Source organism: Billgrantia antri, assembly GCF_019430905.1.
Lineage (GTDB): Bacteria > Pseudomonadota > Gammaproteobacteria > Pseudomonadales > Halomonadaceae > Halomonas > Halomonas antri.
In genome coordinates, this window is record NZ_JAHYCA010000002.1 from 216526 (window position 1) to 242079 (window position 25554).

At 67.1% G+C, this 25554-nt stretch carries 23 protein-coding genes; 12 read left to right on the forward strand and 11 right to left on the reverse strand.

The window, feature by feature from the left end; genetic code table 11:
- Positions 1-9: 9 nt before the first annotated feature.
- Together mnmC and KPL81_RS05335 are read right to left on the reverse strand one after the other, a co-directional pair.
- Positions 10-2019 (reverse strand): bifunctional tRNA (5-methylaminomethyl-2-thiouridine)(34)-methyltransferase MnmC2/FAD-dependent 5-carboxymethylaminomethyl-2-thiouridine(34) oxidoreductase MnmC1, encoded by a 2010-nt coding sequence (gene mnmC, locus KPL81_RS05330; RefSeq protein WP_240549112.1) that lies wholly within the window; start codon positions 2017-2019, stop codon positions 10-12.
- A 193-nt stretch (positions 2020-2212) separates the two neighbouring features.
- Entirely contained in the window at positions 2213-2512 is a 300-nt protein-coding gene (locus tag KPL81_RS05335; RefSeq protein ID WP_209476081.1) for a YciI family protein, read from the reverse strand.
- 115 nt (positions 2513-2627) lie between these two features.
- On the opposite strand from KPL81_RS05335, the gene KPL81_RS05340 reads away from it, so the two are divergent.
- Together KPL81_RS05340 and KPL81_RS05345 are read left to right on the forward strand one after the other, a co-directional pair.
- On the forward strand, positions 2628-3557 hold the full coding sequence (locus KPL81_RS05340) for a PHP domain-containing protein (RefSeq protein WP_209478489.1): 930 nt from the start codon (positions 2628-2630) through the stop codon (positions 3555-3557).
- Between the two features lie 34 nt (positions 3558-3591).
- Positions 3592-4215 carry an L-threonylcarbamoyladenylate synthase gene (locus KPL81_RS05345; protein WP_219790965.1) on the forward strand — a complete coding sequence of 208 codons (624 nt, stop codon included), beginning with the start codon at positions 3592-3594 and terminating at the stop codon, positions 4213-4215.
- A gap of 15 nt (positions 4216-4230) precedes the next feature.
- On the opposite strand, the gene KPL81_RS05350 is transcribed toward KPL81_RS05345, so the two are convergent.
- Together KPL81_RS05350 and KPL81_RS05355 are read right to left on the reverse strand one after the other, a co-directional pair.
- Positions 4231-5115, reverse strand: a complete 885-nt coding sequence (locus KPL81_RS05350) for an ion transporter (RefSeq protein ID WP_219790966.1) — start codon at positions 5113-5115, stop codon at positions 4231-4233.
- Positions 5116-5173: 58 nt separating this feature from the next.
- Positions 5174-6016, reverse strand: a complete 843-nt coding sequence (locus KPL81_RS05355; protein ID WP_219790967.1) for a CYTH domain-containing protein — start codon at positions 6014-6016, stop codon at positions 5174-5176.
- A gap of 128 nt (positions 6017-6144) precedes the next feature.
- Here KPL81_RS05355 and KPL81_RS05360 point away from each other — a divergent pair, with 128 nt between their 5' ends.
- From KPL81_RS05360 to glrR, 6 genes are all read left to right on the forward strand, one after another.
- Positions 6145-6825 (forward strand): TIGR00153 family protein, encoded by a 681-nt coding sequence (locus KPL81_RS05360; RefSeq protein WP_209476089.1) that lies wholly within the window; start codon positions 6145-6147, stop codon positions 6823-6825.
- Positions 6826-6893: 68 nt separating this feature from the next.
- On the forward strand, positions 6894-8159 hold the full coding sequence (locus tag KPL81_RS05365) for an inorganic phosphate transporter (RefSeq protein WP_219790968.1): 1266 nt from the start codon (positions 6894-6896) through the stop codon (positions 8157-8159).
- Positions 8160-8294: 135 nt separating this feature from the next.
- Positions 8295-9608: an amino-acid N-acetyltransferase gene (gene argA / locus KPL81_RS05370; protein WP_219790969.1), complete on the forward strand. Its 1314-nt coding sequence runs from the start codon at positions 8295-8297 to the stop codon at positions 9606-9608.
- Positions 9609-10499: 891 nt separating this feature from the next.
- Positions 10500-11999: a sensor histidine kinase gene (locus KPL81_RS05375; RefSeq protein ID WP_219790970.1), complete on the forward strand. Its 1500-nt coding sequence runs from the start codon at positions 10500-10502 to the stop codon at positions 11997-11999.
- Positions 11996-12610, forward strand: coding sequence for a hypothetical protein (locus KPL81_RS05380; protein ID WP_240549068.1), 615 nt, complete (start codon positions 11996-11998; stop codon positions 12608-12610). Before KPL81_RS05375 ends, KPL81_RS05380 begins: the two co-directional genes overlap by 4 nt.
- Before the next feature lie 164 nt (positions 12611-12774).
- Positions 12775-14055, forward strand: coding sequence for a two-component system response regulator GlrR (glrR, locus tag KPL81_RS05385; protein WP_240549113.1), 1281 nt, complete (start codon positions 12775-12777; stop codon positions 14053-14055).
- A gap of 56 nt (positions 14056-14111) precedes the next feature.
- Here glrR and xseA read toward each other — a convergent pair whose 3' ends face one another.
- The 7 genes from xseA to KPL81_RS05420 form a co-directional block, all read right to left on the reverse strand.
- Positions 14112-15452 carry an exodeoxyribonuclease VII large subunit gene (gene xseA / locus KPL81_RS05390; RefSeq protein WP_219790971.1) on the reverse strand — a complete coding sequence of 447 codons (1341 nt, stop codon included), beginning with the start codon at positions 15450-15452 and terminating at the stop codon, positions 14112-14114.
- 153 nt (positions 15453-15605) lie between these two features.
- Entirely contained in the window at positions 15606-16163 is a 558-nt protein-coding gene (locus KPL81_RS05395) for a PRC-barrel domain-containing protein (protein ID WP_219790972.1), read from the reverse strand.
- A gap of 57 nt (positions 16164-16220) precedes the next feature.
- Positions 16221-16418 carry a CsbD family protein gene (locus KPL81_RS05400; RefSeq protein WP_167112124.1) on the reverse strand — a complete coding sequence of 66 codons (198 nt, stop codon included), beginning with the start codon at positions 16416-16418 and terminating at the stop codon, positions 16221-16223.
- 162 nt (positions 16419-16580) lie between these two features.
- Positions 16581-17663: an AbrB family transcriptional regulator gene (locus KPL81_RS05405; protein ID WP_219790973.1), complete on the reverse strand. Its 1083-nt coding sequence runs from the start codon at positions 17661-17663 to the stop codon at positions 16581-16583.
- 53 nt (positions 17664-17716) lie between these two features.
- Positions 17717-19219: a tripartite tricarboxylate transporter permease gene (locus KPL81_RS05410; protein ID WP_219790974.1), complete on the reverse strand. Its 1503-nt coding sequence runs from the start codon at positions 19217-19219 to the stop codon at positions 17717-17719.
- A 12-nt stretch (positions 19220-19231) separates the two neighbouring features.
- Complete coding sequence (locus tag KPL81_RS05415; RefSeq protein ID WP_219790975.1) at positions 19232-19681, reverse strand: tripartite tricarboxylate transporter TctB family protein; 450 nt, start codon at positions 19679-19681, stop codon at positions 19232-19234.
- The gene (locus KPL81_RS05420) at positions 19678-20664 is read right to left on the reverse strand and encodes a Bug family tripartite tricarboxylate transporter substrate binding protein (protein WP_219790976.1); all 987 of its coding nucleotides are present in this window, start codon (positions 20662-20664) and stop codon (positions 19678-19680) included. Before KPL81_RS05420 ends, KPL81_RS05415 begins: the two co-directional genes overlap by 4 nt.
- Before the next feature lie 143 nt (positions 20665-20807).
- On the opposite strand from KPL81_RS05420, the gene KPL81_RS05425 reads away from it, so the two are divergent.
- The 4 genes from KPL81_RS05425 to guaB all read left to right on the forward strand — a co-directional run bounded on the left by KPL81_RS05425 (position 20808) and on the right by guaB (position 25486).
- Positions 20808-21476, forward strand: coding sequence for a response regulator (locus KPL81_RS05425; protein WP_219790977.1), 669 nt, complete (start codon positions 20808-20810; stop codon positions 21474-21476).
- Positions 21473-22888: a sensor histidine kinase gene (locus KPL81_RS05430; RefSeq protein ID WP_219790978.1), complete on the forward strand. Its 1416-nt coding sequence runs from the start codon at positions 21473-21475 to the stop codon at positions 22886-22888. The genes KPL81_RS05425 and KPL81_RS05430 overlap by 4 nt, the downstream gene beginning before the upstream one ends.
- Complete coding sequence (locus KPL81_RS05435; protein ID WP_219790979.1) at positions 22885-23913, forward strand: ABC transporter substrate-binding protein; 1029 nt, start codon at positions 22885-22887, stop codon at positions 23911-23913. The genes KPL81_RS05430 and KPL81_RS05435 overlap by 4 nt, the downstream gene beginning before the upstream one ends.
- A 103-nt stretch (positions 23914-24016) precedes the next feature.
- Positions 24017-25486 (forward strand): IMP dehydrogenase, encoded by a 1470-nt coding sequence (gene guaB, locus KPL81_RS05440; protein WP_209476114.1) that lies wholly within the window; start codon positions 24017-24019, stop codon positions 25484-25486.
- Positions 25487-25554 lie beyond the last annotated feature (68 nt).

The window sequence follows — 25554 nt, forward strand, 5'->3', positions numbered from 1 at the left end:
GAAAGCGCACTACTTGCCCTGGACCAGGTCGCGGATGGTCCGCCGCCCCGGATGCAGGTGATCCACCAGCGGCCACTCCAGCGGCAGCGGCTCGTCGCACAGGCGCGAAGCGAGCAGCTCGGCGCACAGCGGCGCGCTGGCCATGCCGCGGGAGCCGTGGGCGGCGCTGATCCACAGCCCGGCGTGGTGCCTGCCGGGAGCGTCGGGTATGCGGGTGGCATCCTTTGCCAGCACGGCATAGTCCTCGCGCCAGGCCTCGGCGTCGGGAACCGGTCCGGCATATGGCGACTTGTCGGGGCTGGCCGCGCGCACGCCGGTGCGTGCGGTGAGCCGTTCGGGCGAGAGGTCGGCACCGGCCTCGCGCAGCGCCGCCACGAAGTGGGGCAGGCCGCGCTCGAGCTCCGCCAGGTTGGCGGCGTGGTCGGCCTCGCGCTCGGCGAGGTCGGTGTCGCCGGGAGCAAAGGTGGCGCCAAAGTTGAGTACCCCGTCTGCCGCCGGCGGAACGTAGCCGCCAGCGCACACCACGCGGCCCAGCGCTGGAGCGCCTTCGGGCAATGCCAGCTGGCTGACCTGGCCGCGCACCGGCTGCAGCGGCAGCGCCGCGAGTTGGCTGAACCCGGCAGCCTCGCGAGCGGCTGCGACCACCACCTGGTCGGCTTCGATGCGCTCGCCGTCGGCCAGGGTCAGCGTCCAGCCGGCTTCGCCGCCGTGCAGCGCCGTCACTTCACCACGGCGGAAGCTGACGCCGGGCGTGCGGGCCAGATGAACGCACAGTTCCAGCGGCCTGACCCAGGCGGCTTCAGGGTAATCGAGCGCCGATGCCTCGAGTCGTATTCCCGCCGCGCGGCTGGCCGCCTCGGCATCGAGGCCGCGCACCACGCTCTCGGGCAGCGAATGGTTGGCCAGGAAACGTGCCTGGCGTGCCTGCTCCTTCTCGTCCAGCGCCAGCTGCAGCACGCCGCTGGGCCGCCACAGTGTCTCGTCCGGGTCGAGCTGGGCCAGCCAGCGCCGGCTATACAGCAGGCCGGCGAGGTAGGCACGACTCTGCAGGTTGGTCTCCACGGCCAGCTTGACGTAGAGCGCCCCCTGCAGGTGGGTGGCGCCCAGCTCGGCGCGGTCGAAGCGATCGATCAGGGTAACGGCCACGCCGCGCCGGGCCAGGGCGGCAGCGGTGCTGGCACCGGCGATGCCGGCGCCGATCACCGCCACGTGGCGCGGCGGACGTGGCGCTGGCGGGCTGAACCAGGGCGTGTTCCGGCGACGGGAATCGGCAGGCGGCTCGGCAATCTCCCCGCAGAGCATTTCCCTCTTGCGCCCGAAGCCCGACACCTTGCGCCAGGCAAATCCCGCCGCGGCCAGCCCGCGCTTGACCACCCCGGCGCAGGTGAAGGTGGCGAAGGTCGCCCCCGGCCGCGAGCGGGCGGCCATGGCGTCGAACAACTCGGGGCGCCACATCTCGGGATTCTTGGCCGGGGCGAAACCGTCGAGAAACCAGGCATCCACCCGCCCTTCGAGCAGGACGAGGCGCTCGGTGGCATCGCCGAAGTGCAGGTCCAGCGTCACCCGCTCGTCGAGCCACAACCGATGCACGCCAGCCACCGGCTCGGGCCACTGGCGCACCAGCCGTTCAGCGCGCGGGGCCAGGTCCGGCCAGGCGGCGAGCGCCCGGGTCAGGTCGTCCCGGCTCAGCGGGTAGCGCTCGGTGGAAACCAGATGCAATCGTGCCCCGGCCGGGGCGTGCGCGTCGAAGCAGGCCCAGGCACAGAGCATGTTGAGCCCGGTGCCGAAGCCGGTCTCGCCGATGGTGAAGGGCCGCGGCTCCTGCCAGGCGGCCAGGCGTCGCGGCAGGTCGTTGCCGGCGAGAAAGACATGCTCGGTTTCCGCCCGGCCGTCGTGGCGCGAGAAGTAGACGTCGTCGAAGCGGCTCGAGTGCGGAGCACTGTCGCCGGTCTCGTCGTGCTGCCAGTCGAGACGTGCGGGCTCGAGGCCGGCCAGCGGCGGAAGGGGGGCGTGGGGCAGTGACACGGGCTTCTCCAGTACCAGACAAGGCTGCTCAAAAATTGATCGATGGCGTCGCCGCGGCGTGGCATGGCGTATCGCGCAAGGCATCCGCGGCGTTTCAACAGCGTTATCCACAGAAGCTGTGAGCAAACTCCTGTGGATAAGCGGTCTCGTCGGGGAAGGGGAGTCCCGAGCGGTCAGGGGGTCCGAGTCAGGGCAAGACCTTCTTGAACGGCTTCACTGTCGCCTTGGCATAGACCCCGGCGATCATGTAGGGGTCGGCATCGGCCCAGGCCTGGGCAGTGTCGAGGCTGTCGAACTCGGCCACCACCAGGCTGCCGCTGAAGCCGGCGTCGCCGGGGTTCTCGGCATCCACCGCGGGATGCGGGCCGGCCAGCACCAGGCGGCCCTCGTCGCGCAGCTTCTCCAGCCGGGCCAGGTGGTCGGGGCGGGCGGCCAGGCGGCGCTCCAGGCTGTTCTTCACGTCTTCACTGATGATTGCGTACAGCATCGCAGCGTTTCCTCTGGCAAGCGCGGTATCACCGCAGACTCCAAGCGTGCGTTGACCGACCGTCGCCGGGCGCGCACCATGGGCCATCATTTTGACAAAGTTGCCTGCCCGCGTCATGCCGCTGCCCGCTCTGCCCACGCGTTTCGACGGCGACTCCGCTCCTCTGGGGGTCGATCTCCACATGCACTCCACTGCCTCGGATGGCGCCCTGCCGCCCGCTGAGGTGGTCGCCCTGTGCGCTGCGCGCGGTGTGTGGCTAATGGCGCTGACCGACCACGACACGGTAGCCGGCGTGGCCGAAGCCGGCGAAGCGGCGACGCGCCTAGGCGTGCACCTGCTGCCGGCAGTCGAACTCTCGACCCGCTGGCACGGGATCGGCATTCATGTCGTGGGGCTGTTGCCGCAGGGGGCTCGTGGGGCGCTCGCCGAAGGGCTCGATGACCAGGCCCGGGCGCGCGAGGCCCGTGCCGAGGTGATCGCCAAGCGCATGGAGAAGATCGGGCTCGACGACGCCCTGGCCCGCGCCCGCGAGCAGGCCGGGCCCCATCGTCCGCTGGGTCGGCCCGACTTCGCCCGGGCGCTGGTGGCGGCGGGGCTGGTGCCCGACATGGCCACGGCGTTTCGTAAGCATCTCGGCAGCGGCAAGGCGGGCGACGTCAAGGCGCACTGGCCGGCGCTGGCCGAGGTGGTGGGCTGGGTGGTCGAAGCGGGCGGCGTGGCGGTGCTGGCCCATCCCCTGCGCTACGGGCTAACCCGACGCAAGCGCGGCCAGCTGCTGGACGATTTCGTGGCCGCCGGCGGCCAGGCCGCCGAGCTGGTCAGCGGCTTCCAGAATGCCGACGTGACCCGCGACCTGGCCCGCCAGCTCGCCGAGCGGGAACTGTATGCCTCGCTCGGCAGCGACTTCCATTTCCCCGGCGGCCACTTGGCCCCGGGCAGCATGAGCCCGGTGCCGCGCACTGCCGTGTCCCCGGTGTGGATGCACCCTCGTCTGGCTGGCGTCGTTGCGACGGGCTGCGACGCGGCCGCCCCCGGCGCGCTATAGTGGCGGCACGCATCAAAGACGACAGGGAGCCCGCATGAGTCAGTTCTTCCAGATCCACCCGGACAATCCGCAGAAGCGCCTGATCGACCAGGCGGTGCAGATCGTGCGCCAGGGCGGCGTGGTCGCCTATCCCACCGATTCCGGCTATGCCCTGGGTTGTCACCTGGGGGACAAGAAGGCGATCGAGAAGATCAAGTGGCTGCGCTCGCTGGACGACAAGCACAACTTCACCCTGGTGTGCTCCGACCTCTCCGACATCGGCACCTACGCCAAGGTCGACAACAGCGTGTTCCGCTTGCTCAAGGCCAATACGCCGGGGGCCTACACCTTCATCCTCAACGCCACCTCCGAAGTGCCGCGCCTGCTGCTGCATCCCAAGCGGCGCTCCATCGGCGTGCGCGTACCCGACCATCGCATCACCCTGGCCCTGCTCGAGGCACTGGGCGAGCCGCTGATGAGCGTGACGCTGATCCCGGTGGGCGAGGAGCTGCCGATGACCGACCCGGAAGAGATCCGCGAGCGCTACGGTGCCCACCTGGATCTGGTCATCGACGGCGGCGCCTGCCATCTGGAGCCCACCAGTGTGATCGACCTGCGCGAGCTACCGCCGACCATCGTGCGCGAGGGGCGTGGCGACCTGACCCCCTTCCGGGATTGAGCGCCTCGCCGCCGTTCAATCCCTGGACGTATCGCGCGCCTGTTCGGCGAGGTGCGGGTCCGGCGTTTCCTCGTCCAGCCAGGTGCCGCACTTGAGGCAGTAAAGCGCACGCTGCTCGTGACGGTCGTGGCCGCAACCGGGGCAGGCCTGCTCGGAGTACCGGTCGGCGCGGATCGAGCGGATCACTTCGGCGGAGAACACCCCGGTGGGGATGGCGATGATCGAGTAGCCGATCAGCATGACCAGGGTGGAGATCGCCTGGCCGAGGGGGGTGACGGGGACGATGTCACCGTAGCCCACCGTGGTCAGTGTCACGATGGCCCAGTAGATGGCCGTTGGTATGCTGCTGAAGCCGGCTTCGGCAGGCTCGATCATGTAGACCAGCGCAGCGAACAGCGTCACCAGCAGGAACATGGTGAACAGGAACAGGAAGATCTGGTGCCAGCTGCGCAGCAGTGCCTCCACCAGCAGGCGTCCTTCACCGACGAACTGCATCAGGCGCAGCACGCGGAAGATGCGCAGCACGCGCAGCAGGCGCACGATCACCAGGGTCTGGGTGCCGGGCAGCAGCAGCATCAACCAGGTGGGCAGGATGGCAATCACATCGATCACGCCGTAGAAACTGCGCAGGTAGCGCAGCGGCTTGTCGAGAATGATCAGGCGCACCGCCAGTTCGACGGTGAAGGCGAGAGTGAACCCCCACTCCAGCCAATAGAACCATTCGCCATACGCCGCGCTGAGGTGATCGACGGTATCGAGCATGACCACCAGCACGCTGGCCAGGATCACCAGGATCAGGGCAATGTCGAAGCCCTTGGCCAGCGGCGTGTCGGATTCGAAGATGATCTGGAACAGACGTGTACGCACGCCATCGGCGGCCGGTCGGAACGGTTCGGTCATGCGCTGGCTTCCTGCGGCAAGTGGCTCACTTCAGCGGTACGTGGCAATGGGAAACGGCTCATGCCGCCAGATGATGGGCCAGCCGCAGCGCCACGCGACCGAAGTCGACGCCTAGCCAATCGGCTTGCTCCAGCATGGCGGCGAGACGGGCAGCGTCGTAGTCGCCCGTTGCGGCGATGGCCTGCAAGGCCTCCCGGGCCGCTTCTCTCCAGTTATCCTCGCCGGTATCGGCGAGGGCGTCCAATGCCAGCAGGGCACGCCGCAACCGTTCGCCCTTCGTCTCGCCCGGTGGCAGCGTCCAGCGGCCGCTGAGCAGGGCGCTGCCGCGGGCGGCCTTGCTGGCATCGGCGGGTCGCAGCGGCACCGTTTCGGCGAAGGCTTGCGCCAGGCTCCACAGTGCCTGGGGGGCGCCGTCCTTGAGTTCCAGTTCCAGCTCGCGGATCGGCACATGCCGTCCGGCGGCACGAATCTCGCCCTGGTCGAGCGCGACTTCGATGGTGGCTTCCGCCAGCTCCAGGCGCCAGGCACGGCGCTCGAAATCGGTGGCGAAGCGCGGCTCGAGCCGTTCCAGCACGTCGTCGCCCAACCCGGCAATGGGAGGCAGCTCGGCCAGTCTCGCGCGGTCCAGCGTCTCGCTGGCTACCGGCCACTCCCACTCGTCTCGCCGGCTGTAGCCACCGGCGCCTTCGCCGCTGGTCTTGAGGGTCTGCACCCAGCTGTCGCCATGCCGGCGCAGCCTCAGCGCCATGCGCGCGGCCTCCAGCTCGCCCGCCGGCGTGTCGAAGTAGACATTGGCCAGGTGCCGGGCGTCGTCCACGCCGCTGCGCAGGAGAGGGTGCTGCAACAGGCGCTCCGGCCCCGTCTCGCCCAGTGCCAGCTTCATTTCTATCTCTTCGCTCATGTGCTTTCCTGCTGTTCGACTAGAATGAGAGCGCGTCAGGGGCTACCGTGTAAGCCAAATATTTCAATGACGTGACAGGGTGCCATTCTTTATACTGGCGCCGCCATTCCACAAGCGCATTCTACGCCATGGTCAAATCAAATCCGTTTTCGGCGATGTTCGGTCGCTCGCCGTTCCAGCCACTGCTGGCGCATATCGCCAAGTCCAACGAGTGTGCCGACCAGTTGCTGCCTTTCTTCGAGGCGTCGCTGGCCGGTGACTGGGACGAGGCCGCCAGAGTCCGCGAGACCATCACCCAACTGGAGCATGAGGCCGATAGCCTCAAGACCGAGCTGCGCCTCAACCTGCCCAATACGCTGTTCCTCCCCGTTTCCCGCAGCGACCTGCTCGACCTGATCAGCGTCCAGGACAAGATCGCCAACAAGGTGCGCGACATCACCGGCATCATGCTCGGCCGGCGCATGCAGGTGCCCGCCGAGCTGGCCCAGCCCATGCGCGACTACATGCACACCGCCGTGGCCTGCGTCGCCCAGGCGCGCCAGGCGCTGGAGGAGCTTCAGGATCTGCTCGAATCGGGCTTCGGCCGTCATGTCGCCGACGTGATGCAGAACCTGATTCGCGAGCTGCACATTCTCGAGCAGCAGGCCGACCAGCAGCAGATCGACATACGACGCCAGCTCTTCGAACTCGAAGACAGGCTCAAGCCGGTAGACGTGGTCTTTCTCTACAAGATCATCGACTGGGTCGGCGAACTCTCCGATCGCGCCGAGCGCGTCGGCAGCCGTCTCCAGATTCTCACTGCCCGGTAGGGCATCGTCGCCCGGCCCGGCCGGGACATGTCCTCTCAACCTGACAGCCACATAGGACCCAACCCCCTATGTCGATCATTGCAGAGCACGCGAACACCTTCATCATCCTGGCCTGCCTCTTCGGCTTCTTCATGGCCTGGGGCGTCGGCGCCAACGACGTCGCCAACGCCATGGGCACCTCGGTCGGCTCCAAGGCGATCACCATCAAGCAGGCGATCCTCATCGCGGTGATCTTCGAGTTCCTCGGCGCCTGGCTTGCCGGCGGCGCGGTCACCGAGACCATTCGCAAGGGCATCATCGACCCCGCAGCACTGCAGCACGATCCCCAGCTGCTGATCTACGGCATGCTGGCCTCGCTGCTGGCCGCCGGCACCTGGCTGTTGATCGCCTCGATGAAGGGCTGGCCGGTGTCGACCACCCATTCCATCGTCGGCGCCATCGTCGGCTTCGCCCTGGCAGGACTCGGCATCGATGCCGTGGGCTGGGCCAAGGTGGGGCAGATCGCCGCCAGCTGGGTGGTATCGCCGCTGCTGTCGGGCGTCATCGCCTTCACCCTGTTCAAGTCGGTGCAGCACCTGATCTTCGAGTCCCATGACCCGTTTGCCGCGGCCAAGCGCTACGTACCGTTCTACGTGCTGCTGGTCGGCTTCGCCATCTGCATGGTGACCCTGACCAAGGGGCTCAAGCACCTGGGGCTAAACCTTGGGTTTGGTACCAACCTGCTGCTGTCGGTTCTGTTCGGCCTCGGCATGATGGCCCTGGGCGGCTGGATGGAGCGGCGCGTACAGGCCGGCAGCCGCCAGACCGACCATTTCGGCTTCACCGGGGTGGAGCGGGTGTTCGGCGTACTGATGATCTTCACCGCCTGCGCCATGGCCTTCGCCCATGGCTCCAACGACGTGGCCAACGCCGTGGGACCGCTGGCGGCCGTGATCAGCGTGGTCGAGCACGGCGGCACCATCGGGGCTTCGGCACTGGTGCCCTGGTGGGTGCTGGTACTGGGCGGCGGCGGCATCGTGGTGGGGCTGGTCACCTACGGTCACAAGGTCATCGCCACGGTGGGTACCGGCATCACCGAACTGACGCCCAGCCGCGGTTTTGCCGCCACCCTGGCCGCGGCGCTGACCGTGGTGCTTGCCTCGGGCACTGGGCTGCCGATCTCCACCACTCACACCCTGGTGGGTGCGGTGCTCGGCGTCGGCCTGGCTCGCGGCATGACGGCGCTCAACCTTCGCGTGATCGGCACCATCGCGATGTCCTGGCTGATCACTCTGCCGGCGGGGGCAGGCCTGGCAATATTGTTCTTCTTTATGTTCAAGGGAATCTTTGGTTAAACGCCATCGCTCGCGACTTAGAACTGGCTGGGTATGTATGTACACGGCGGCACCTTGATGGTGCCGCCGTTTTCGCTGCTCTGATATAGTCGAAGCCGATACACCCTCCCTTTCATCTGCTGCCGGAGAGCGGCCTTGGACACTCGTTTCCCCTTCGTCGACTGGTTCCGCAATTCCTCCCCTTATATCAATGCGCATCGGGGCCGAACCTTCGTGATCCTGATCGAGGGCGAGGCCATGGCGCGAGGACGAGGCGAGCAGTTGATCCAGGATCTGGCGTTGCTGCACACCCTCGGCGTGCGTCTGGTGGTGGTGTTCGGCATCCGCCCCCAGGTGGAGCAGGCGCTGAACGAAGCCGGCATCGAGCCGCGGCGCCACGACGGCCGTTGGGTGGCCGACGAAGCGATCATGGCCTGCGTCGAGCGGGTCGCGGCCGAGCAGCGCCTGTGGCTCGAGGCGCGGCTGTCGCTGGGTCTGCCCAACACGCCACTGCACGGGGTCGAACTGACCGCGGTCTCCGGCAACCTGGTGATGGCCAAGCCGCTGGGGGTGCGCGAAGGGGTCGACTACGATCACAGCGGCGAGGTGCGCCGGGTACGGGTGTCGGCGGTGCAGGGGCTGCTCGACCGCGGCTCGCTGGTGCTGCTGCCGCCGCTGGGCTTCTCCAGTACCGGCGAGGTGTTCGACCTGGACGCCGCCGAAGTGGCCCAGCACGCGGCCATGGCGCTGGCTGCCGACAAGCTGATCCTGCTGGGCGAGGCGGCCGGGCTGTATGACGAGAATGGTGCCCTGCAGCGTCAGCTGACGCCTGCCGAAGCCGAGCCGCTGCTGAGCCAGATCGAACCGGGCTGCGAGCAGGCACGCCACATTGCCGCCGCCTGCGCTGCCGCGCGCCACGGGGTGGCGCGAACCCACCTGCTTTCGTGGCAGGATCACGATGCGCTGCTGGGCGAGCTGTTCACCCGCGACGGGGTGGGCACGATGATCACCCGGCATCGCTACGAGCAGCTGCGTCCGGCCGAGCTCGGCGATATCGCCGGCCTGCTGGAACTGCTCGAGCCGCTGGAGCGGCGCGGCATGCTGGTGCCGCGCTCGCGTGAACGCCTGGAGCACGAGATCGACGATTATCTGGTCATCGAGCGCGACGGCATGATCATCGGCTGCGCGGCGCTGCACTGCTTTGACGAGACCCAGATGGGCGAGCTGGCCTGCGTGGCGATCCACGTCGACTATCGCGGCGGGGCACGCGGCTCGCTGCTGCTGTCCGGTATCGAGCGTCGCGCGAGACGGCTCGGGCTCGGCGCTCTGTTCGTGCTGACTACCCATACCGCCCACTGGTTCGTCGAGCACGGCTTCCGCCCCTCGGACATCGATTCGCTGCCCACCCTGCGGCGCGATACCTACAACCACGCCCGCAAGTCGAAGATCCTCGTCAAGCCGCTTTCGTGACGCCCTGATAGGGGCAGCAAAAAAGGCCGAACGAGGCGCAGCCGCCGCCCTGGAATCGTGTGCCGGGCGGCGGCTGTCGCTTTGGGGCAACGCCGCTTGAAATGTCGTCTCCAAAAGGCTACACGGCAAGTCACTGTTTTCAATAAATATCCTAAAGCCTGGTCGCAACGGTGTCGCCATTCGGTGACGAAAAAGAGGCCGGTGATACGCTGATTGAGCGGCTTTTGCCGTACGGTGACGGCGTGCCAACTTTTTTATCTATTTAACTTGTTGTTTTTAAATAGATTGCCAATTTTTTGGCACGCAACTCGCTATATACTTGGTGAGCAACGAAGAAGTGATTCAAACGGCTCGAATCACTTCGGATCGTCAAGAGGCTTGGGAACCACCACCCCCCCATGCCCTGTGCGACCCGAGCTTCACGACGATCGACGTTCGCTCCGCGATGTGTAACTTAGGTTGCGATGAGACGGGTACCGCCGATAGGCAAGGAACGGTACCAGAAGGGCAAGGATGCCCCGGCAAGGATGCCTCATCCCCTTCGGGGGATCGAATTCCGGGCCAGCGCCGGTGAATGCACCGGCGCTGGCACCAAAGGACGAAGCAAGGCGGTTCGCCGCCTGCCCGTACCGACGGCTCCTGGTAGCAACGGGTCGGCAACGGGGCTTCGGGACCCTCGGGTCCGCTGAAAGTATGGGACATGGCTCGACCAGGCGAACGATGCCCATATTTTCAACCCCTTCAGTTCCCTGCGTATTGGGCCGGCATCTTGCCGGCCTCTTTTTTTTCGACAGGACTGAGACGGGGAAGTAGGCGAGCGTGGAACTCTGTTATCCTTCAGGTACGTACCCTATGGTGGTCCCTTATCCTCTCCTGAATAGAACATTGGTCATGACCAAACGGGTCTCGCGCCGCTGGCGTCCACGCTCATTGCTGCAGCTCGTGCTGTTGGCGTTTCTTGTTGTAATGCTGCCGTTGGGAATCTTGATGTACCAGGCCGGCCAGGCCTTGTCCGAACTGTCACACCTCGCGGACGTCAGTGCCCGCCAGGCGGTGGAAGAGAGCCGGCGTGCCCGGGTTCTCAGCAACCTGGCCGTCGAAATGGAGCGCAGTGCGCGCCAGTACGCGGTACTCGAGCAGGAGAGCCTGCTCGACCTGTACGCCGAGCGCCACAACGAGTTCCGCGAGCTGCTGGCGATGCAGCGCCGCTTCCTGCCCGACAACCCCGACGTGCAGGCGCTGGAAGAACAGCTGCTGCTGCTGTCGCAGCTGCCCGAACTGGATCCCGAGGCGCTCGAGGTATGGCTGTCGCTGTTCGTGCCATTTGCCGAGCATACCGAGGCAATGCGCCAAGCCACCAATCGCCAGATCGATGCCAGCATCGAGATAATCAGCGCCAGGGCGGAAGCCGTGCAGTCGCGACTATGGCTACAGACCACCGCGCTGGTCTCCGCCAGCCTGCTGCTCATGCTGCTGTTCAGCTGGCTGATCATTCGCCCGGTGCGCCAGCTCGAGCGCCGCATTCTCAGCATCGGCAGCGGCGTCGAGACCAACGACCGCGATACCATCCAGGGGCCCGCCGAACTGGTACAGCTCGGCGATCGGCTCGACTGGCTCTCGACCCGGCTCAGCGACCTGGAGGCACAGAAACAGCAATTCCTGCGCCACATGTCTCACGAACTCAAGACGCCGCTTGCCAGCGTGCGCGAGGGCTCGGCGCTGCTGGCCGATGGCGTGGCGGGCGAGATGACGCCGCGCCAGCGTGAAATCCTGGCCCTGATCGACTCCAGCGGCCGTGAACTGCAGCGCCTGATCGAACAGCTGCTCGACTACAACCTGCTGCAGCACAACCAGCGCATCACCCTCGAACAGGTGGACCTGGCGACGCTGGTCAAGGCCACCCTGGCCAAGCATCGGCTAGCACTGGAGCACAAGGGCATGCGGGTGACCGCATTCGACGGTCCCTTGGAGTGGGTAGTCGACCGTACCGCGGTGGGGCGCATCCTCGACAACCTGGTCTCGAATGCCATCGCCTATGGCGAAGACGGCGGCGAGCTGCTGCTGCGCGCCCACGCCGGACGGGAGCACCTGATTCTCGACGTCGCCAACAGCGGCGAACCCATCGCCGAGCATGATCGCGCGCGCCTGTTCGAACCGTTCTACCAGGGGCGCTCGCGGCGCAAGGGGCCGCTCAAGGGCTCCGGTATCGGGCTCTCGGTCGCGGCCGACTGCGCGCGCATCCAGAACGGCAGCCTGGGGCTGATCGAGGATAGAGAATACGAAGTGTGCTTTCGCCTGACGCTGCCGCGTCAGGCGCTTCCCTTGACCACGGAAAACAATAAGATGGAGCCCGTCGAAGTGGGCATCAGCGCAAGGAGCGAGGAACGATGAGGGTAACGAAGAGCTATCGAACGGGGAACGACCGTACGAGGAATGAGCGTACACAGAACAGCCGGGCGAGAACGGCGTTCGCTGTCGGTGGGCTGGCGCTTGCGCTGAGCGGCTGCCAGTACCTGCCCGAGCAGGCTGGACTCGGCGCGGAGCCGGAAGCGGCCCCGACGACCAGTTGCCGTACGGTGGAGCCGACGTTCGACAACGAAGCTTGCCTGCTGCCCAGTTGGGTGGCGTACGGCTTGGCGTCGCAGCGTGGCGATGGAGAGTGGCGCCGTCAGAAGCAGAATGAGCTGGACGCAGATTACGAATTGAGCGAAGCCGAGCGGGAGCTGGCACGTGCAGTGGCACTGGCCTGGGGCAGCGAGCAGGAGTGGCGGCAGGCATCGGAGCTCTATGAGGCGCACACGCATGCTGCGCCGGCCGACCTGCAGCCGCTGCTGCTCTACTGGCGCAACGAACTGGAAGGGCGTCGTGCCCTGGCCAGCAGGAGCACGGAGGCCCGCGCCCAGGTGCAAAGCCTGCAGCGGCAGAACGCCGAGCTCTCCGAAAAGCTCGAGGCGCTTACCGCCATCGAGCAGAACATGAACCTGCGACAACAATCGCCCTGAGGGGCGATCGGGCAACACGGGAGAAAGACGTGATGGAAGCCGCTCGATTGACCGATACACGCAAGAATGAGGCGCGCAGGCCGGCACGTACGTCGGGTGCGAAGGCAAGCAATGCCCACGTTTTGCTGGTCGACGATGACGTCAGCCTATTACGTCTGTTGGGAATGCGCCTGGAAAGCCGCGGCTACCGGGTGACCACGGCCGAGAGCGGCTCCGAAGCGCTGCGCAAGCTCGAGGCCGAACGTCCTGACATCGTGCTCTCCGACCTGCGTATGGACGAGATGGACGGTCTCGCCCTGTTCCAGGCCATCCAGCGCGAGGTGCCGGGGCTGCCGGTCATCATCCTGACCGCCCACGGCTCCATACCCGACGCCGTGAACGCCACCCAGCAGGGCGTGTTCAGCTTCCTCACCAAGCCGGTGGACCGCGACGAACTGTTCCGCGCCATCGACGAGGCGTTGACCCACCTGCCCACTGGCGGCGGCGACGACAGCGAGGCCTGGCGTGCCAGCATCATCACCCGCAGCCCGGAGATGGAGCGCGTGCTGGAGCAGGCACGCATGGTGGCCTCGTCGGATGTCAGCGTGCTGATCACCGGCCCTTCCGGTTCGGGCAAGGAGCTGCTGGCACGGGCTATTCACGATGCCAGCCCACGTGCCAACCACCCGTTCGTGGCGATCAACTGCGGCGCGTTGCCCGAGCAGCTGCTCGAGAGCGAGCTGTTCGGTCACGCCAAGGGCGCCTTTACCGGGGCGGTGAGCGATCACAAGGGGCTGTTCCAGGCCGCCGAGGGCGGCACCCTGTTCCTCGACGAGATCGGCGACATGCCGCTGCCGCTGCAGGTCAAGCTGCTGCGCGCGCTGCAGGAGCGCCAGATCCGTCCGCTGGGCTCGACCCAGTCGATCCCGGTCAACGTGCGCATTCTCTCCGCCACCCACCGCGACCTCAGCCAGGCGATGCACCAGGGCGAGTTCCGCGAGGACTTCTTCTACCGCCTCAACGTGGTCAACCTGAAGCTGCCGGCGCTGAAGGACCGCGCCGAGGACGTGCCGCTGCTGGCACGCCACCTCGTTGCCCAGGCAGCGGAGCGGCACAAGCCGTTCGTCAAGGGCTTCTCGCCGGAGGCGCTCAACCTGCTCGCCACCAGTGCCTGGCCCGGCAACGTGCGCCAGTTGGTCAACGTGGTGGAGCAGTGCGTGGCGCTGACCCGCTCGCCGATGATTCCCGAAGCCCTGGTGGCCCAGGCGCTGGCGGCGGAGGACTGTGCGCTGCCTACTTTCAACGACGCCCGTGCCGGCTTCGAGCGCAGCTATCTGGTCAAGGTGCTCAAGATCACCGAAGGCAACGTGACCCAGGCGGCACGCATCGCCGGGCGCAACCGCACCGATTTCTACAAGCTGCTCAGCCGCCACGAGCTTGAGCCGAGCACCTTCAAGCCCGAGTAACGCCAGCCGACCTGTTATCCTGACTGTCATCAAGAGCGCCCGCCACGGCGCTCTTGTCATTTGAGACGACGCTTGACCTCCACTTTCAGTTTTCCTTCACCCAGCCGAGCGGTCAGCGCCTGGCCCGGCTGGGTATCGCCCGCTCGCCGTATCACCTTGCCTTCGTCGTCCTGCAGGATGGCGTAGCCGCGCCCCAGCACCGCCAGCGGGCTGACCGCCTGAAGCTGCCGCGCCAGGCCGGCCAGGCGTTCGCGCTGGCGCGTCACGTCGCGCTGCATGGCCTGTTCGAGCCGGGCCCGGACGCGGGCCAGCCGCTCACCGGCCTGCTCGACCCGGCGCCGTGGGTGGCAGGCGTCCATGCGGCGTTGCACATGACCCAGTTGCCGGCGCTCGGCGGCGAGCCGCATGAGCATGGCGCGCCGCAGGCGGCCCTCCAGCTCGCCCAACACCTGGCGCTTGCGGGTCAACACCTCGCCGGGGTGGCGCAACCGTGCGCGCAGGTGGTCCAGCCGCTGGCCCTCGCGCTCGAGTCGCGCCTGGGTACAGCGTAAAAGTTGACGCTCCAGCCCGGCCAGGCGGCGCAGCAGGTCGCGCCTGTCGGGCACCAGCATCTCAGCGGCGGCGGAGGGTGTGGGGGCGCGCACATCGGCGGCCAGGTCCGACAGGGTGATATCCACCTCGTGACCCACCGCCGACATCACCGGCAGGCGCGAGTGATAGATAGCCCTTGCCAGGTGCTCGTCGTTGAACGCCCAGAGATCCTCCAGGCTGCCACCGCCGCGGGTGATCAGCACCACGTCGCGGGCCGGGTCCAGCGCCTGCTGGCGGTTGAGCAGCCCCAGCGCGGCGATCAGCGCCGGCGCCGCCTCGCGACCTTGCACCGGCACCGCGATGAGCGTGACCCGGGCCAGCGGCCAGCGCGCCTTGAGCACCGCCAGCACGTCGCGGATGGCGGCACCGGTGGGCGAGGTGAGCACCAGCAGGTGACGCGGCGGGCAGGGCAGGGGCCGCGCATTGGCGAATACGCCCTCGGCGGCGAGCCGCTGCTTGAGCCGCTCCAGCGCAAGCAGCAGTTCCCCCTCGCCGGCCGGCTGCACCGCCTCGGCGATCAGCTGGTAGTCGCCGCGAGGCTCGAACAGCGACACCCGGCCGCGCACCCGCACGCGGTCGCCGTCGCGCATGGGGGCCGCCACGAAGCGGACGCGGGTGCGAAACAGTGCGCAGCGCAGCTGCGCCGAGCTGTCCTTGAGCGTGAAATAGACATGCCCCGAGGCCGGCCGCGACACGCCGGAAAGCTCACCCTCGACCCACAGCTCGCCGATGCCCTGTTCGAGCAGCAGCCGGGCGCGGCGGTTCACTTCGCTGACGGAAAGCGCGGTATCGGTGGGTGGCGCCATGCTTCGAGCGTCCTTGGCCGTTTGAGCGTCAGCAACTGACGCGGGAAGACCACTCTAGCATGCCCATGGCGCCAGCAAAGGCGGGAGCGAGGCGAAAAAAAGCGCCGGGAAGGACCCCGGCGCAAGCGTCATGGGGAGGGCTGGGTGAAACAATCAATCCTCATCGACGGCACCATCCTTGCCCCAGGTACCGCCGGATACGCCTTCGCCCTGCCAGGCGCTCATGCCCTCATGGCGGGTGCGAAGCGCTTCGGACTCCTGGTCGAACCAATCCCGCTCGTACTCGGGGAAGCTCTCGAGATCCTCGCTGTTGGCATTGATCAGCACGCGGTGGGTCACGTAGCCGTCACCGAACGGACGATCTTCGTCGCGGTTGCTCTCGAGGCTGATGTCCTCGATGTCCGCCACGATCTCGCGACCGCCCATGCCAAGGATTTCGCCGGTCTCGATCACCAGCGCACTGACTTTCTGCTGATCGTCGAGCAGGATGTCTTCCACTTCACCAACTTCTTCGTCGGGATTGTCGCGGAGGTAGACGTCTGCATCGGTCAGGTCATCCACAGAGTACAGTCCCTGCGCTTGGGCCGACTCCTGCTGGTTCTGCTGGTTTTGTTGATCCTGCTGCTCGTCTTCATTGGCGATAGCCTGACCGCCAAAGGCCAAGCCGCCGCTTACGGCTGCCACTGCGATGGTAAGTAGATGCTTTTGCATGATCGCTCTCCTTTCCATGGTTCGGATCTTGCCAATCGATGGGTGTCAATCTCCGACCTAGAGATTGCGCGCCCATTCATCTGCCTGGCGTTCCGCTTCTTCACGCTCCAGGCCATAGCGCTGTTGCAACTTGCCTATGAGCTGCTCCCGCTTGCCAGCAATCTGGTCGAGTTCCTCGTCGCTGAACTCACCCCAGCTGGCGCGGGCCTTGCCCATGTATTCCTTCCACTTGCCTTCGATCTGGTCCCAGTTCATCTTGTCACTCCTTCCGTGAGTGATGTCGGCGTTCACTTCGTTAACCTAGAACATGCCCCTGGCACTGTAAGTCAAAGTTGGTTTCGGACTGTATCCGAGCGTAATGAGGCGTGCGCCTGGCCGCTGGAGAGTCGCGCCGGAGATTCCTGCCAGGGACAGGCGCTAAGCCAGCCGGCGGCGGAAGGCGCGCAGCATGAGCGGCATCAATAACATCAAGGCCGCGATGCGCAGCAGGTGATGAGAGGTCACGAAGGCGGGGTCGATGCCGAGCGAAAGGGCCACCAGGCTCAGCTCCGGCGCGCCGCCGGGCATGTTGGCCAGCAGCGCAGCCGCCATGGAGTAGCCGGTCACGACATGAATGCTCCAGGCTGCCGCGATGGCAACCAGCATCAGCGCCGCGGCTTGCAGGGCCGCCATCCACAGGTTGAAGGCCACTGCGGCAAGCGGCGTTCCGCCGAAACGGATGCCCACCGAGACCCCGATGATGACCTGGGCGATGGCCATCACCGAAGGGGGGACCACCGCATGAGTCAGGCCCGTCAGGTGAAGCGCCGCCGACACCAGCGCGGGGCCGAACAGAAAGGCATTGGGCAGGCGCAGCAGGCGGCCCAGGCCGATGCCGGCCACGCCTGAACCCAGCAGCCAGGCGATATCGAAGAGGGAGGGAAGCCACAGCCAGGAGGCGGCACTGGCCGGGCGCATGCCGAGTTCGACATGACCCAGCACGTCGAGCAGCGGAGGTATCGCAAGTAGCAAAACCAGAATGCGAGTGGCGTGGGTCAGCCCGACGATACGCAGGTCCGCTCCCGACTCCATGGCCATGGCAGTGACCGCCGAAACGCCGCCGGGAATGCCGGCGTACAGGGAGGTCTCGATCGAATACCCCGCCACGCGATGCGCGAACCAGAACGAAAAAGCCCACATCACGGCCGTGGCGAACAGCATCATGCCGAGGCTGATCGTCCACGCCGCGACGTCGCCGGCCATGCCGGGAGAGAAGGCCGAACCCAGCATCACGCCGATGACCGCCAGCACGGCCTTGCGCGCCGACCCCGGGCCGCGCAGCCGCATCCCGGCCAGGCTGGGCAGGGTCGTCGCCAGCATGGCGCCCAGCAGCCAGGGCAGCGGCAGCCCGGCCCAGAAGGCGAGGCCGCCGCCGAGCAGGCCCAGCAGCAGGGTGGGGAGGAAAGCGCGCAGGGCGTCGAAACGGGGTCGCTTCGCAAGGGGCGGTTTCGAGAGGGGCAAAGTCGGTATCCGCAACAGCAAGAAGAAATGCTGGGGCTAGGCCCCGGCCTGGTTCAGGCGCGTCCCAGGCGCGCCTTCATCATCTTGGGCAGCAGCCACGGTAGCACCAGCAGCGCCGCGGCGGCGATCCACAGGCCCAGCGAGATGCCCGAGCGCCACAGGATCTCCACCTCGCCACCGCTGATCGACAGGGCGCGGCGCAGGTTCTGCTCCATCAGCCCGCCGAGCACGTAACCGAGGATCACCGGTGCCAGCGAGAAACCCAGCTTGCGCAGCAGGTAGCCGAACACGCCGATGATCAGCATCAGGTAGATGGCGGTGAGGTCGGAGTGGAGCTGGTAGACGCCGACGAAGGCCAGGATGGCGATACCCGGCACCAGCACCCAGCGCGGGATGGTCAGCACCCGGGCGAACACCCCGGCGAGCGGCAGGTTGAGTGCCAGCAGCACCAGGTTGCCGATGTACAGCGAGGCGATCAGGCCGCCGGCGACTTCCGGGCGTTCGCTGAACATCATCGGCCCGGGGGTGATGTTGTAGAGCATCAGCGCGCCGAGCAGCACGGCGGTGGTGCCGGAACCGGGAATGCCCAGGGTCAGCATCGGCACGAACGAACCGGCGGCGGCGGCGTTGTTGGCCGACTCCGGTGCCGCCAGGCCACGCATGTCGCCGCTGCCGAAGGTGCCTTCCTTGTCGGAGAGGCGCTTCTCGGTGGTGTAGGAGACCGCACCGGCCACCGACGCCCCGGTACCCGGCAGCACGCCGATGATGAAGCCGATCAGCCCCGAGCGCAGCATGGCGCCCTTGCAGTAGAGCACCTCCTTGAGGGTGACGAACACGCGCCCCAGCGGGGGGATATCACCGTCGGCATCCTTGCGGTTGGCATGCTCGAGCATCAGCAGGATCTCGCTGATGGCGAATAGGCCGATGATCATCACCACGAAGTCGATGCCGTCATAGAGTTCGGGCATGCCGAAGGTGTAGCGCAGCACCCCGGTACCGGAATCGACGCCGACGGTGCCGATCAGCACGCCCAGCACCGCGCCGATGGCGGTCTTGGTCGGGTCCTTGCCCATCATCACCGACATCGATGCGAAGGCGAATACCATCAGGGCGAAGAATTCGGCGGGGCCGAACATCACCGCGACTTCCGCCAGCAGCGGGGCGAACAGCGTCAGGCCGAGAATGGCGAGGGTCGCGCCGACGAAGGAGCTGACCGCCGACAGGCCCAGCGCCGGGCCGGCAAGCCCCTGCTTGGCCAGCGGATGGCCGTCGAGGGTGGTCATTACCGCGCCGGCATCGCCGGGCACGTTGAGCAGGATGCTCGACATACGGCCGCCGTATTCGGCCCCGGTATAGATGCCGGCGAGCAGGATCAGCGCCGACTCGGCCGGCAGGCCCAGGGTGTAGGCCAGCGGCATCAGAATGGCGATGCCGTTGATCGGGCCGATGCCGGGCAGGGCGCCGAACAGCGTGCCGAGCAGGGCGCCGAGGAAGGCCAGCCCGAGATTCAGCGGGCTCAGCGCAACGCCGAAGCCCTGGATCAGGAAATCAAACATGAGGGCGTTCCTCTAGATGAAGGGGCGCAGCCACTCGCCGCTGGGCAGCGAGATCCCCAGCCCCGCGGTGAACAGGTAATAGCTGCCTACGGCCATCAGCACCCCGGTCAGCAGCGCCTTGCCCCAGGGGGCGGCGAAGATCCGTGCCAGCGCGACCGCCGCCAGCAGGGTGGTGACGACGAACCCCAGCCGCGTGAACAGCAGCGCGTAGACCAGCAGCGCGGCGAGCACCGCCAGCAGCTTCACGGCCAGGGAGCGGTCGGGCCAGTGGCCGTTGCTGCCGGGCTTGAGGACCAGCACCAGCGACAGCGCGGCAAGCAGGATGGCGAGAATCAGCGGAAAGGCCTTGGGCCCCACCGGATCGTAGCTGAAGGGCACGTGAAGCCTGACGGCCTGGACGGCGACGAACGCCGCCAGACCGATCAGGCACAGGCCCAGCACTCGGTCGGCGGCAAGCTTCATTGGCTCAGACCCACTTCTTCAGCCAGCGACTGGAACTGCGCGACCTGCTCCTGGACGTAGCGGTCGAACTCGGGCCCGAAGCTCGACATCCGGAACAGCCCGCGTGCCTCGCGCAGCTCGGCGAACTCCTCGGACTCGGAGAGTTCGGTGAGCCGGTCGACCCAGGCGAAGTAGGCGTCGTCGTCGACCTCGGGGCCCATGTAGTAGCCGCGCCAGATCGGCCACTGCACGTCGTAGCCCTGCTCGGCAGCGGTGGGAATGTCGGCGTAGGGCCCGTCCATCCGCTCTTCGGAAAGTGCCGCCAGCACGCGGATCTTGCCGCTTTCGAGCTGCGACTTGAGCTCGGAAAGGTCGCCGGTGAAGACCTGGATATGATCGCCGAGCAGCGCCGCCAGTGCCTCGCCGCCGCCTTCGAAGGCAACGTAGCGCAGATCCTGCGGCGAAATGTCGGCGGACTGGGCGGTCAGCGCCGCCTTCATCCAGTCCTGGCTGCCGATCGTGCCGCCGGCGCCGAAGGCGATCTCGCCGGGGTTGTCGCGCAGGTCGTCCATCAGCTCGTCGAGGTTCTGCCAGGGCGAATCGGCATTGACCACGATGGCGCCGTAGTCGACGCCCAGGGCGCCCAGCCAGCGCACTTCGGTGGCGTCGTACTGGCCGAACTTGCCCAGCGCCAGGTTGACCGCCGCGCCGGTGCTGGCCGCCACGATCAGGTTGGGATCGTCGGTGCGCACGCCGTTGACATGGTTGTAGGCCACGGCACCGATGCCGCCCGGCATGTAGGTGACGACCATCGGCTGGTCGATCAGCCCGGTCTCCTGCAGGCCGTTGGCCGCCAGGCGGCAGGTCAGGTCGTAGCCGCCGCCCGGCTTGGCCGGGGCGATGCACTCGGTGGAATCGGATTGGGCCTGGGCGCCGCCGGCAACCAGCATGCCGCCCAGCAGGGCCAGCCCGGAGCAGTGACGCAAAGCCTTGTTGATCTTCATGGCGAACTCCTGTTCTCTTGTTCTGGGAATGCGGAGAGGGATTTCCCCGCCTGCCATCGCCGTGGATGCCAGAACGGCCATGCTAGGCACCCAACCTTTCATCAACCTGTCATCTCGTCACCGCCTCATAGGACTTTGGTCGTATGCGTCTGCTCGTCGTCGAGGACGATCCTCTCATTGCCCGTTCGCTGCACCAGGCCCTGACGCCGCTGGGCAATACCGTCGAGGGCTTTGCGCGCCATGCCGAGGCCAGTGCGGCGCTGCGCCACGACCGCTTCGACCTGATCCTGCTCGACCTGGGGTTGCCCGACGGCGACGGCCTGACGCTGCTCGGCGAACTGCGCGAGCGTGGCGACACCACCCCGGTGCTGATCCTCACCGCCCGCGACGGCATCGACGACCGCGTGCGCGGGCTCGACCTGGGCGCCGACGACTACCTGGCCAAGCCGTTCTCGCTCGCCGAACTCGAAGCGCGGGTGCGCGCCCTGCTGCGGCGCAGCCAGCAGCGCAGCGACAACCGCCTGCGCCTGGGTGGGCTGTGTTTCGATCCGGCGCTGGGGGTCGCCACGCTGCACGACGCGCCTCTCGAACTGCCGCGTCGCGAGCTGTGCCTGCTGGAAGACCTGCTGCTGCATGCCGGCAGCATCACCCCGCGCGAGATGCTCGAGAGCCGCCTGTTCGGTTTCGGCGAGGTGGGCTCCAATGCCCTGGAGGTCTACATCAGCCGCCTGCGCAAGCGGCTGAAGGACAGCGGGCTGCGCATTCGTACCTTTCGCGGCCTGGGCTATCGGCTCGAGGAAGAGCGCGAGTGATCGAGGTCGACGGCACCCTGAAGTCGCGCCTCGCGGTATGGCTGTCCGTCACCGTCACTGCGCTGGGCGCGCTGCTGCTGGTCGAGGCCTATTTCAGCTCGCAGCGCGCCGCCCAGCGCGCCTACGACAGCCAGCTCGAATCGGCGGTGCTGACCATAGCCGAAGCGGTGCAATGGCAGGAGGGGAGGCCGGTGGTGGAAATTCCCGCCGCCGCGTTGCAGATCCTCGCCACCCGTCATCAGGAGCGGGTCTTCTACGCCGTGCTCGATGCCGAGGGGCGGCGGGTTTCGGCCAACCTGGACATGCGCATTCCGGCTGAGTGGCGCGCCCGGGTGGCTGAAGAAGGGCCGGTGTGGACGAACGCCGAACACAGCGGCGCCGAGTGGCGCCTGCATGGCTGGGAGTTCGACTCCGCGGGGTGGGAGACCCAGGACCCGGTACAGATCTGGGTCGGCCATACCCTGGCCGGGCGCCAGGCATTGACCGCAGAGCTGTTCAAGGGCGCGGTGAGCCGCTTCCTGGTCATGGTGCTGGTCGCGGGGCTGTTGATGCTGCTGGCCATGCGCGTGGCATTGAAGCCCATGCGTCGCCTGCGCCATCTGTTGCGTCAGCGCGAGGCCGACGACATGCGCCCGCTCGACGCCAGGGTGCCGGAAGAGCTTCGCGAACTGGCCGAAACGCTTGATACCCTGTTCGCCCGCCAGCGCGAGAGCCGCGATGCGCTGCTGCGTTTCACCGCCGATGCCAGCCACCAGCTCAAGACGCCGCTGTCGGGGCTGCAGAGCACCAGCGAGCTGGCCTTGAAGAGCGATCGACCCGACGAATGGCACCGGGCACTGGCGGCAATCCACCAAGGGGCCGAACGCACCAGTCGCCTGGCGAGCCAACTGCTCAGCCTGGCGCGCTTGCGTCACGTTGCCGATGGCCGCGAAATGCACCGGCTCGACCTGTCGGCGCTGCTGCGCGACACCCTGTTCGACTGGGCCGGGCTCGACGTCGCCCAGGACCACGACCTGGGCCTGGCCGAACTTCCCGAAGCACCGTTGTACGTTCGCGGCGAGCCCTGGGCGCTGCGTGAACTGCTGGGTAACCTGATCGACAACGCCCTGCGCTACACGCCGCCGCATAGCGTGATCACCCTTGGCCTGGTGCAGCACGGGGGAGAAGGGAAGCGCGGTGGAGAAGTGGAGCTCTACATCGAGGACGACGGCCCCGGCGTCTCCCCCGAGATGCTGCAGCGCCTGCACCAGCCCTTCGAGCGTGGCGGACGCCAGGACACCGAAGGCTCGGGGCTGGGGCTGGCGATCGTCGACTCCATTGCCCGGCGTCACGACGCCCGCCTCACGGTGGCGCTGCGCACGCCGCACGGGCTGAGAATCAGCATTATCTTCCCCCTGGAGAACAGCCCATGACGCCCCGCTATGTCCACGTCTTTGCGTTCATCGCTCTCCTGCTGGCGGCGGCACCGGGCCGGGCGGCGAATCCGCTCGTGGTCGAGGCGGCGCTCGACAGGGAAGTGGTCGCACCGCTGCTGGCGGCCTTCGAGCTGGCGCATCCCGACATCGAGCTGGACTTCCGCGACCGCTCCACCCTGCAGGTCGACGAGCGCGTCGCCGGGGCCGGTCCGGCGCCGGACGTGGTGATCAGCTCGGCCATGCCGTGGCAGATGGCACGCGTCAACGAAGGCTACGCCAGCCGCCTGGATTCGGCCGAGGCGCGGGCCTGGCCGGAGTGGGCCAAGTGGCGCGACGAGGTGTTCGGCTTCACCTTCGAGCCGATCGTCATGGCCTACCGTCTCGACCTGTCGCGGCACATGATGCCACCGGCTACCCATGCCGATCTGCATACCCTGCTGACCGAACAGTGGGAACTGCTGCATGGACGGGTGACCACCTACTCCCCATTGCACAGCGGCGTGGGCTACACGCTGTTCCAGCAGGACGCACGCTACACCACGCGCTTCTGGGACCTGGTCGCCGCCATGGGCAACGCCGAGGCCGTGCTCGAAGCCAATACGCGAGACATGCTCGAAGGCATCAGCGACGGGCGCTACTGGCTGGGCTACAACCTGCTGGGCTCCTACGCCATGGTGTGGGCACAGCAGCATCCCGAAGTGATCGTCCAGGTGCCCCAGGACTACTCGCTGGTAATGATGCGCATGGCGTTCATTCATCGCGATGCGCCGCACCCGGCCGCAGCCCGGCAATTCCTCGACTTCCTGCTCAGCCGCGAAGGCCAGCGGGTGATCGCTGGCGAAACGCCGCTGTTCAGCGTGCGCCCCGACGTGATCGGCCCCTACACCGCGCAGCGCCTGCGCGACCAGGTCGGCGATCGGCTCTATCCCATACCACTCGATGCCTCGCTGCTGGCCTTCGTCGACCCGCAGCGGCGCGATGCTTTCATGCAGCGCTGGCGGCGCGAATTCGAACGTCGCTGACCCGTCTGCAAGCCGGCCTTCGCATTGCCCGGGCCTTGGCCGGAGCGCTATAATGGTCGATTACTTTCCCCACTCCCCCCACCAGCACTGGGTGTTGCCGACTATGCTACGTATGGCCCAAGAAGCTCTTACGTTCGACGACGTATTACTCGTACCCGGCTACTCGGAAGTCCTGCCCAAGGACGTCAGCCTGCGGACCCGCCTGACCCGCGACCTCTACCTCAACATCCCCCTCGTCTCCGCCGCCATGGATACCGTGACCGAAGCCCGCCTGGCCATCGCCATGGCCCAGGAAGGCGGCATCGGCATCATCCACAAGAACATGTCGGTTACCGCCCAGGCGGCCGAGGTGCGCAAGGTCAAGAAGCACGAGAGCGTGATCGTCAAGGACCCGGTGACCGTCGGGCCCAAGGCCAAGCTCGAGGACCTGCTGGCAATGGCCCAGGAGTACGGCTTCTCCGGCTTCCCGGTGGTGGAGGGCGAGGCCCTGGTGGGGATCGTCACCGAGCGCGACATGCGCTTCCAGCCCAACCACGGCGACCGCGTGGCCGACATCATGACCCCGCGCGAGCGCCTGGTCACCGTGCCCGAGGGCACCGGGCTCGACGTGATCAAGGCCAAGATGCAGGAGCACCGGGTCGAGAAGATGCTAGTGGTCAACGACGCCTTCCACCTGCGTGGCCTGGTCACCTTCCAGGACATCGAGAAGGCGCGCACCTTCCCCAACGCCGCCAAGGACGCCGACGGCCGCCTGCTGGTGGGCGCCGCGGTGGGCACCGGCCCGGAAACCCCTGATCGCGTGGCCGCGCTGGCCGAAGCCGGCGTCGACGTGGTCATCGTCGACACCGCCCACGGCCACTCCAAGGGCGTGATCGACCGCGTCGCCTGGGTCAAGGAGCACTTCCCGCAGATTCAGGTGATCGGCGGCAACATCGCCACCGCCGCCGCCGCGCGTGCACTGGCCGAGGCCGGTGCCGACGGCGTGAAGGTAGGCATCGGCCCCGGCTCCATCTGCACCACCCGCGTGGTGGCCGGCGTCGGCGTGCCGCAGATCACCGCGGTTTCCAACGTCGCCGAGGCGCTCAAGGAGTTCGATATCCCGCTGATCGCCGACGGCGGCGTGCGCTTCTCCGGCGACCTGGCCAAGGCCATCGCCGCCGGCGCCAGCGCAGTGATGGTGGGCGGCCTCTTGGCCGGCACCGAGGAAGCCCCGGGCGAGGTCGAGCTGTTCCAGGGCCGTACCTACAAGGCCTACCGCGGCATGGGCTCGATGGGTGCCATGGCCCAGAGCCAGGGCAGCGCCGACCGCTACTTCCAGGACAAGGACGCCGGCGCCGAGAAGCTGGTGCCGGAAGGCATCGAAGGTCGCGTGCCCTACAAGGGCGTGATGGGCGCCATCGTCCACCAGCTGATGGGCGGCCTGCGCGCCTCCATGGGCTACACCGGCTGCCGCGACATCCAGGAGATGCGCACCAAGCCGGAGTTCGTGCAGATCACCGGCGCTGGCTTCGCCGAATCGCACGTGCACGATGTGCAGATCACCAAAGAAGCCCCCAACTATCGAGCCGGTTAGCGGCGCCGCTGATCTGGCGCCATGCGTTGTTGAAAACGGCCTCAGCATGCTCATTGACAACCACGTCA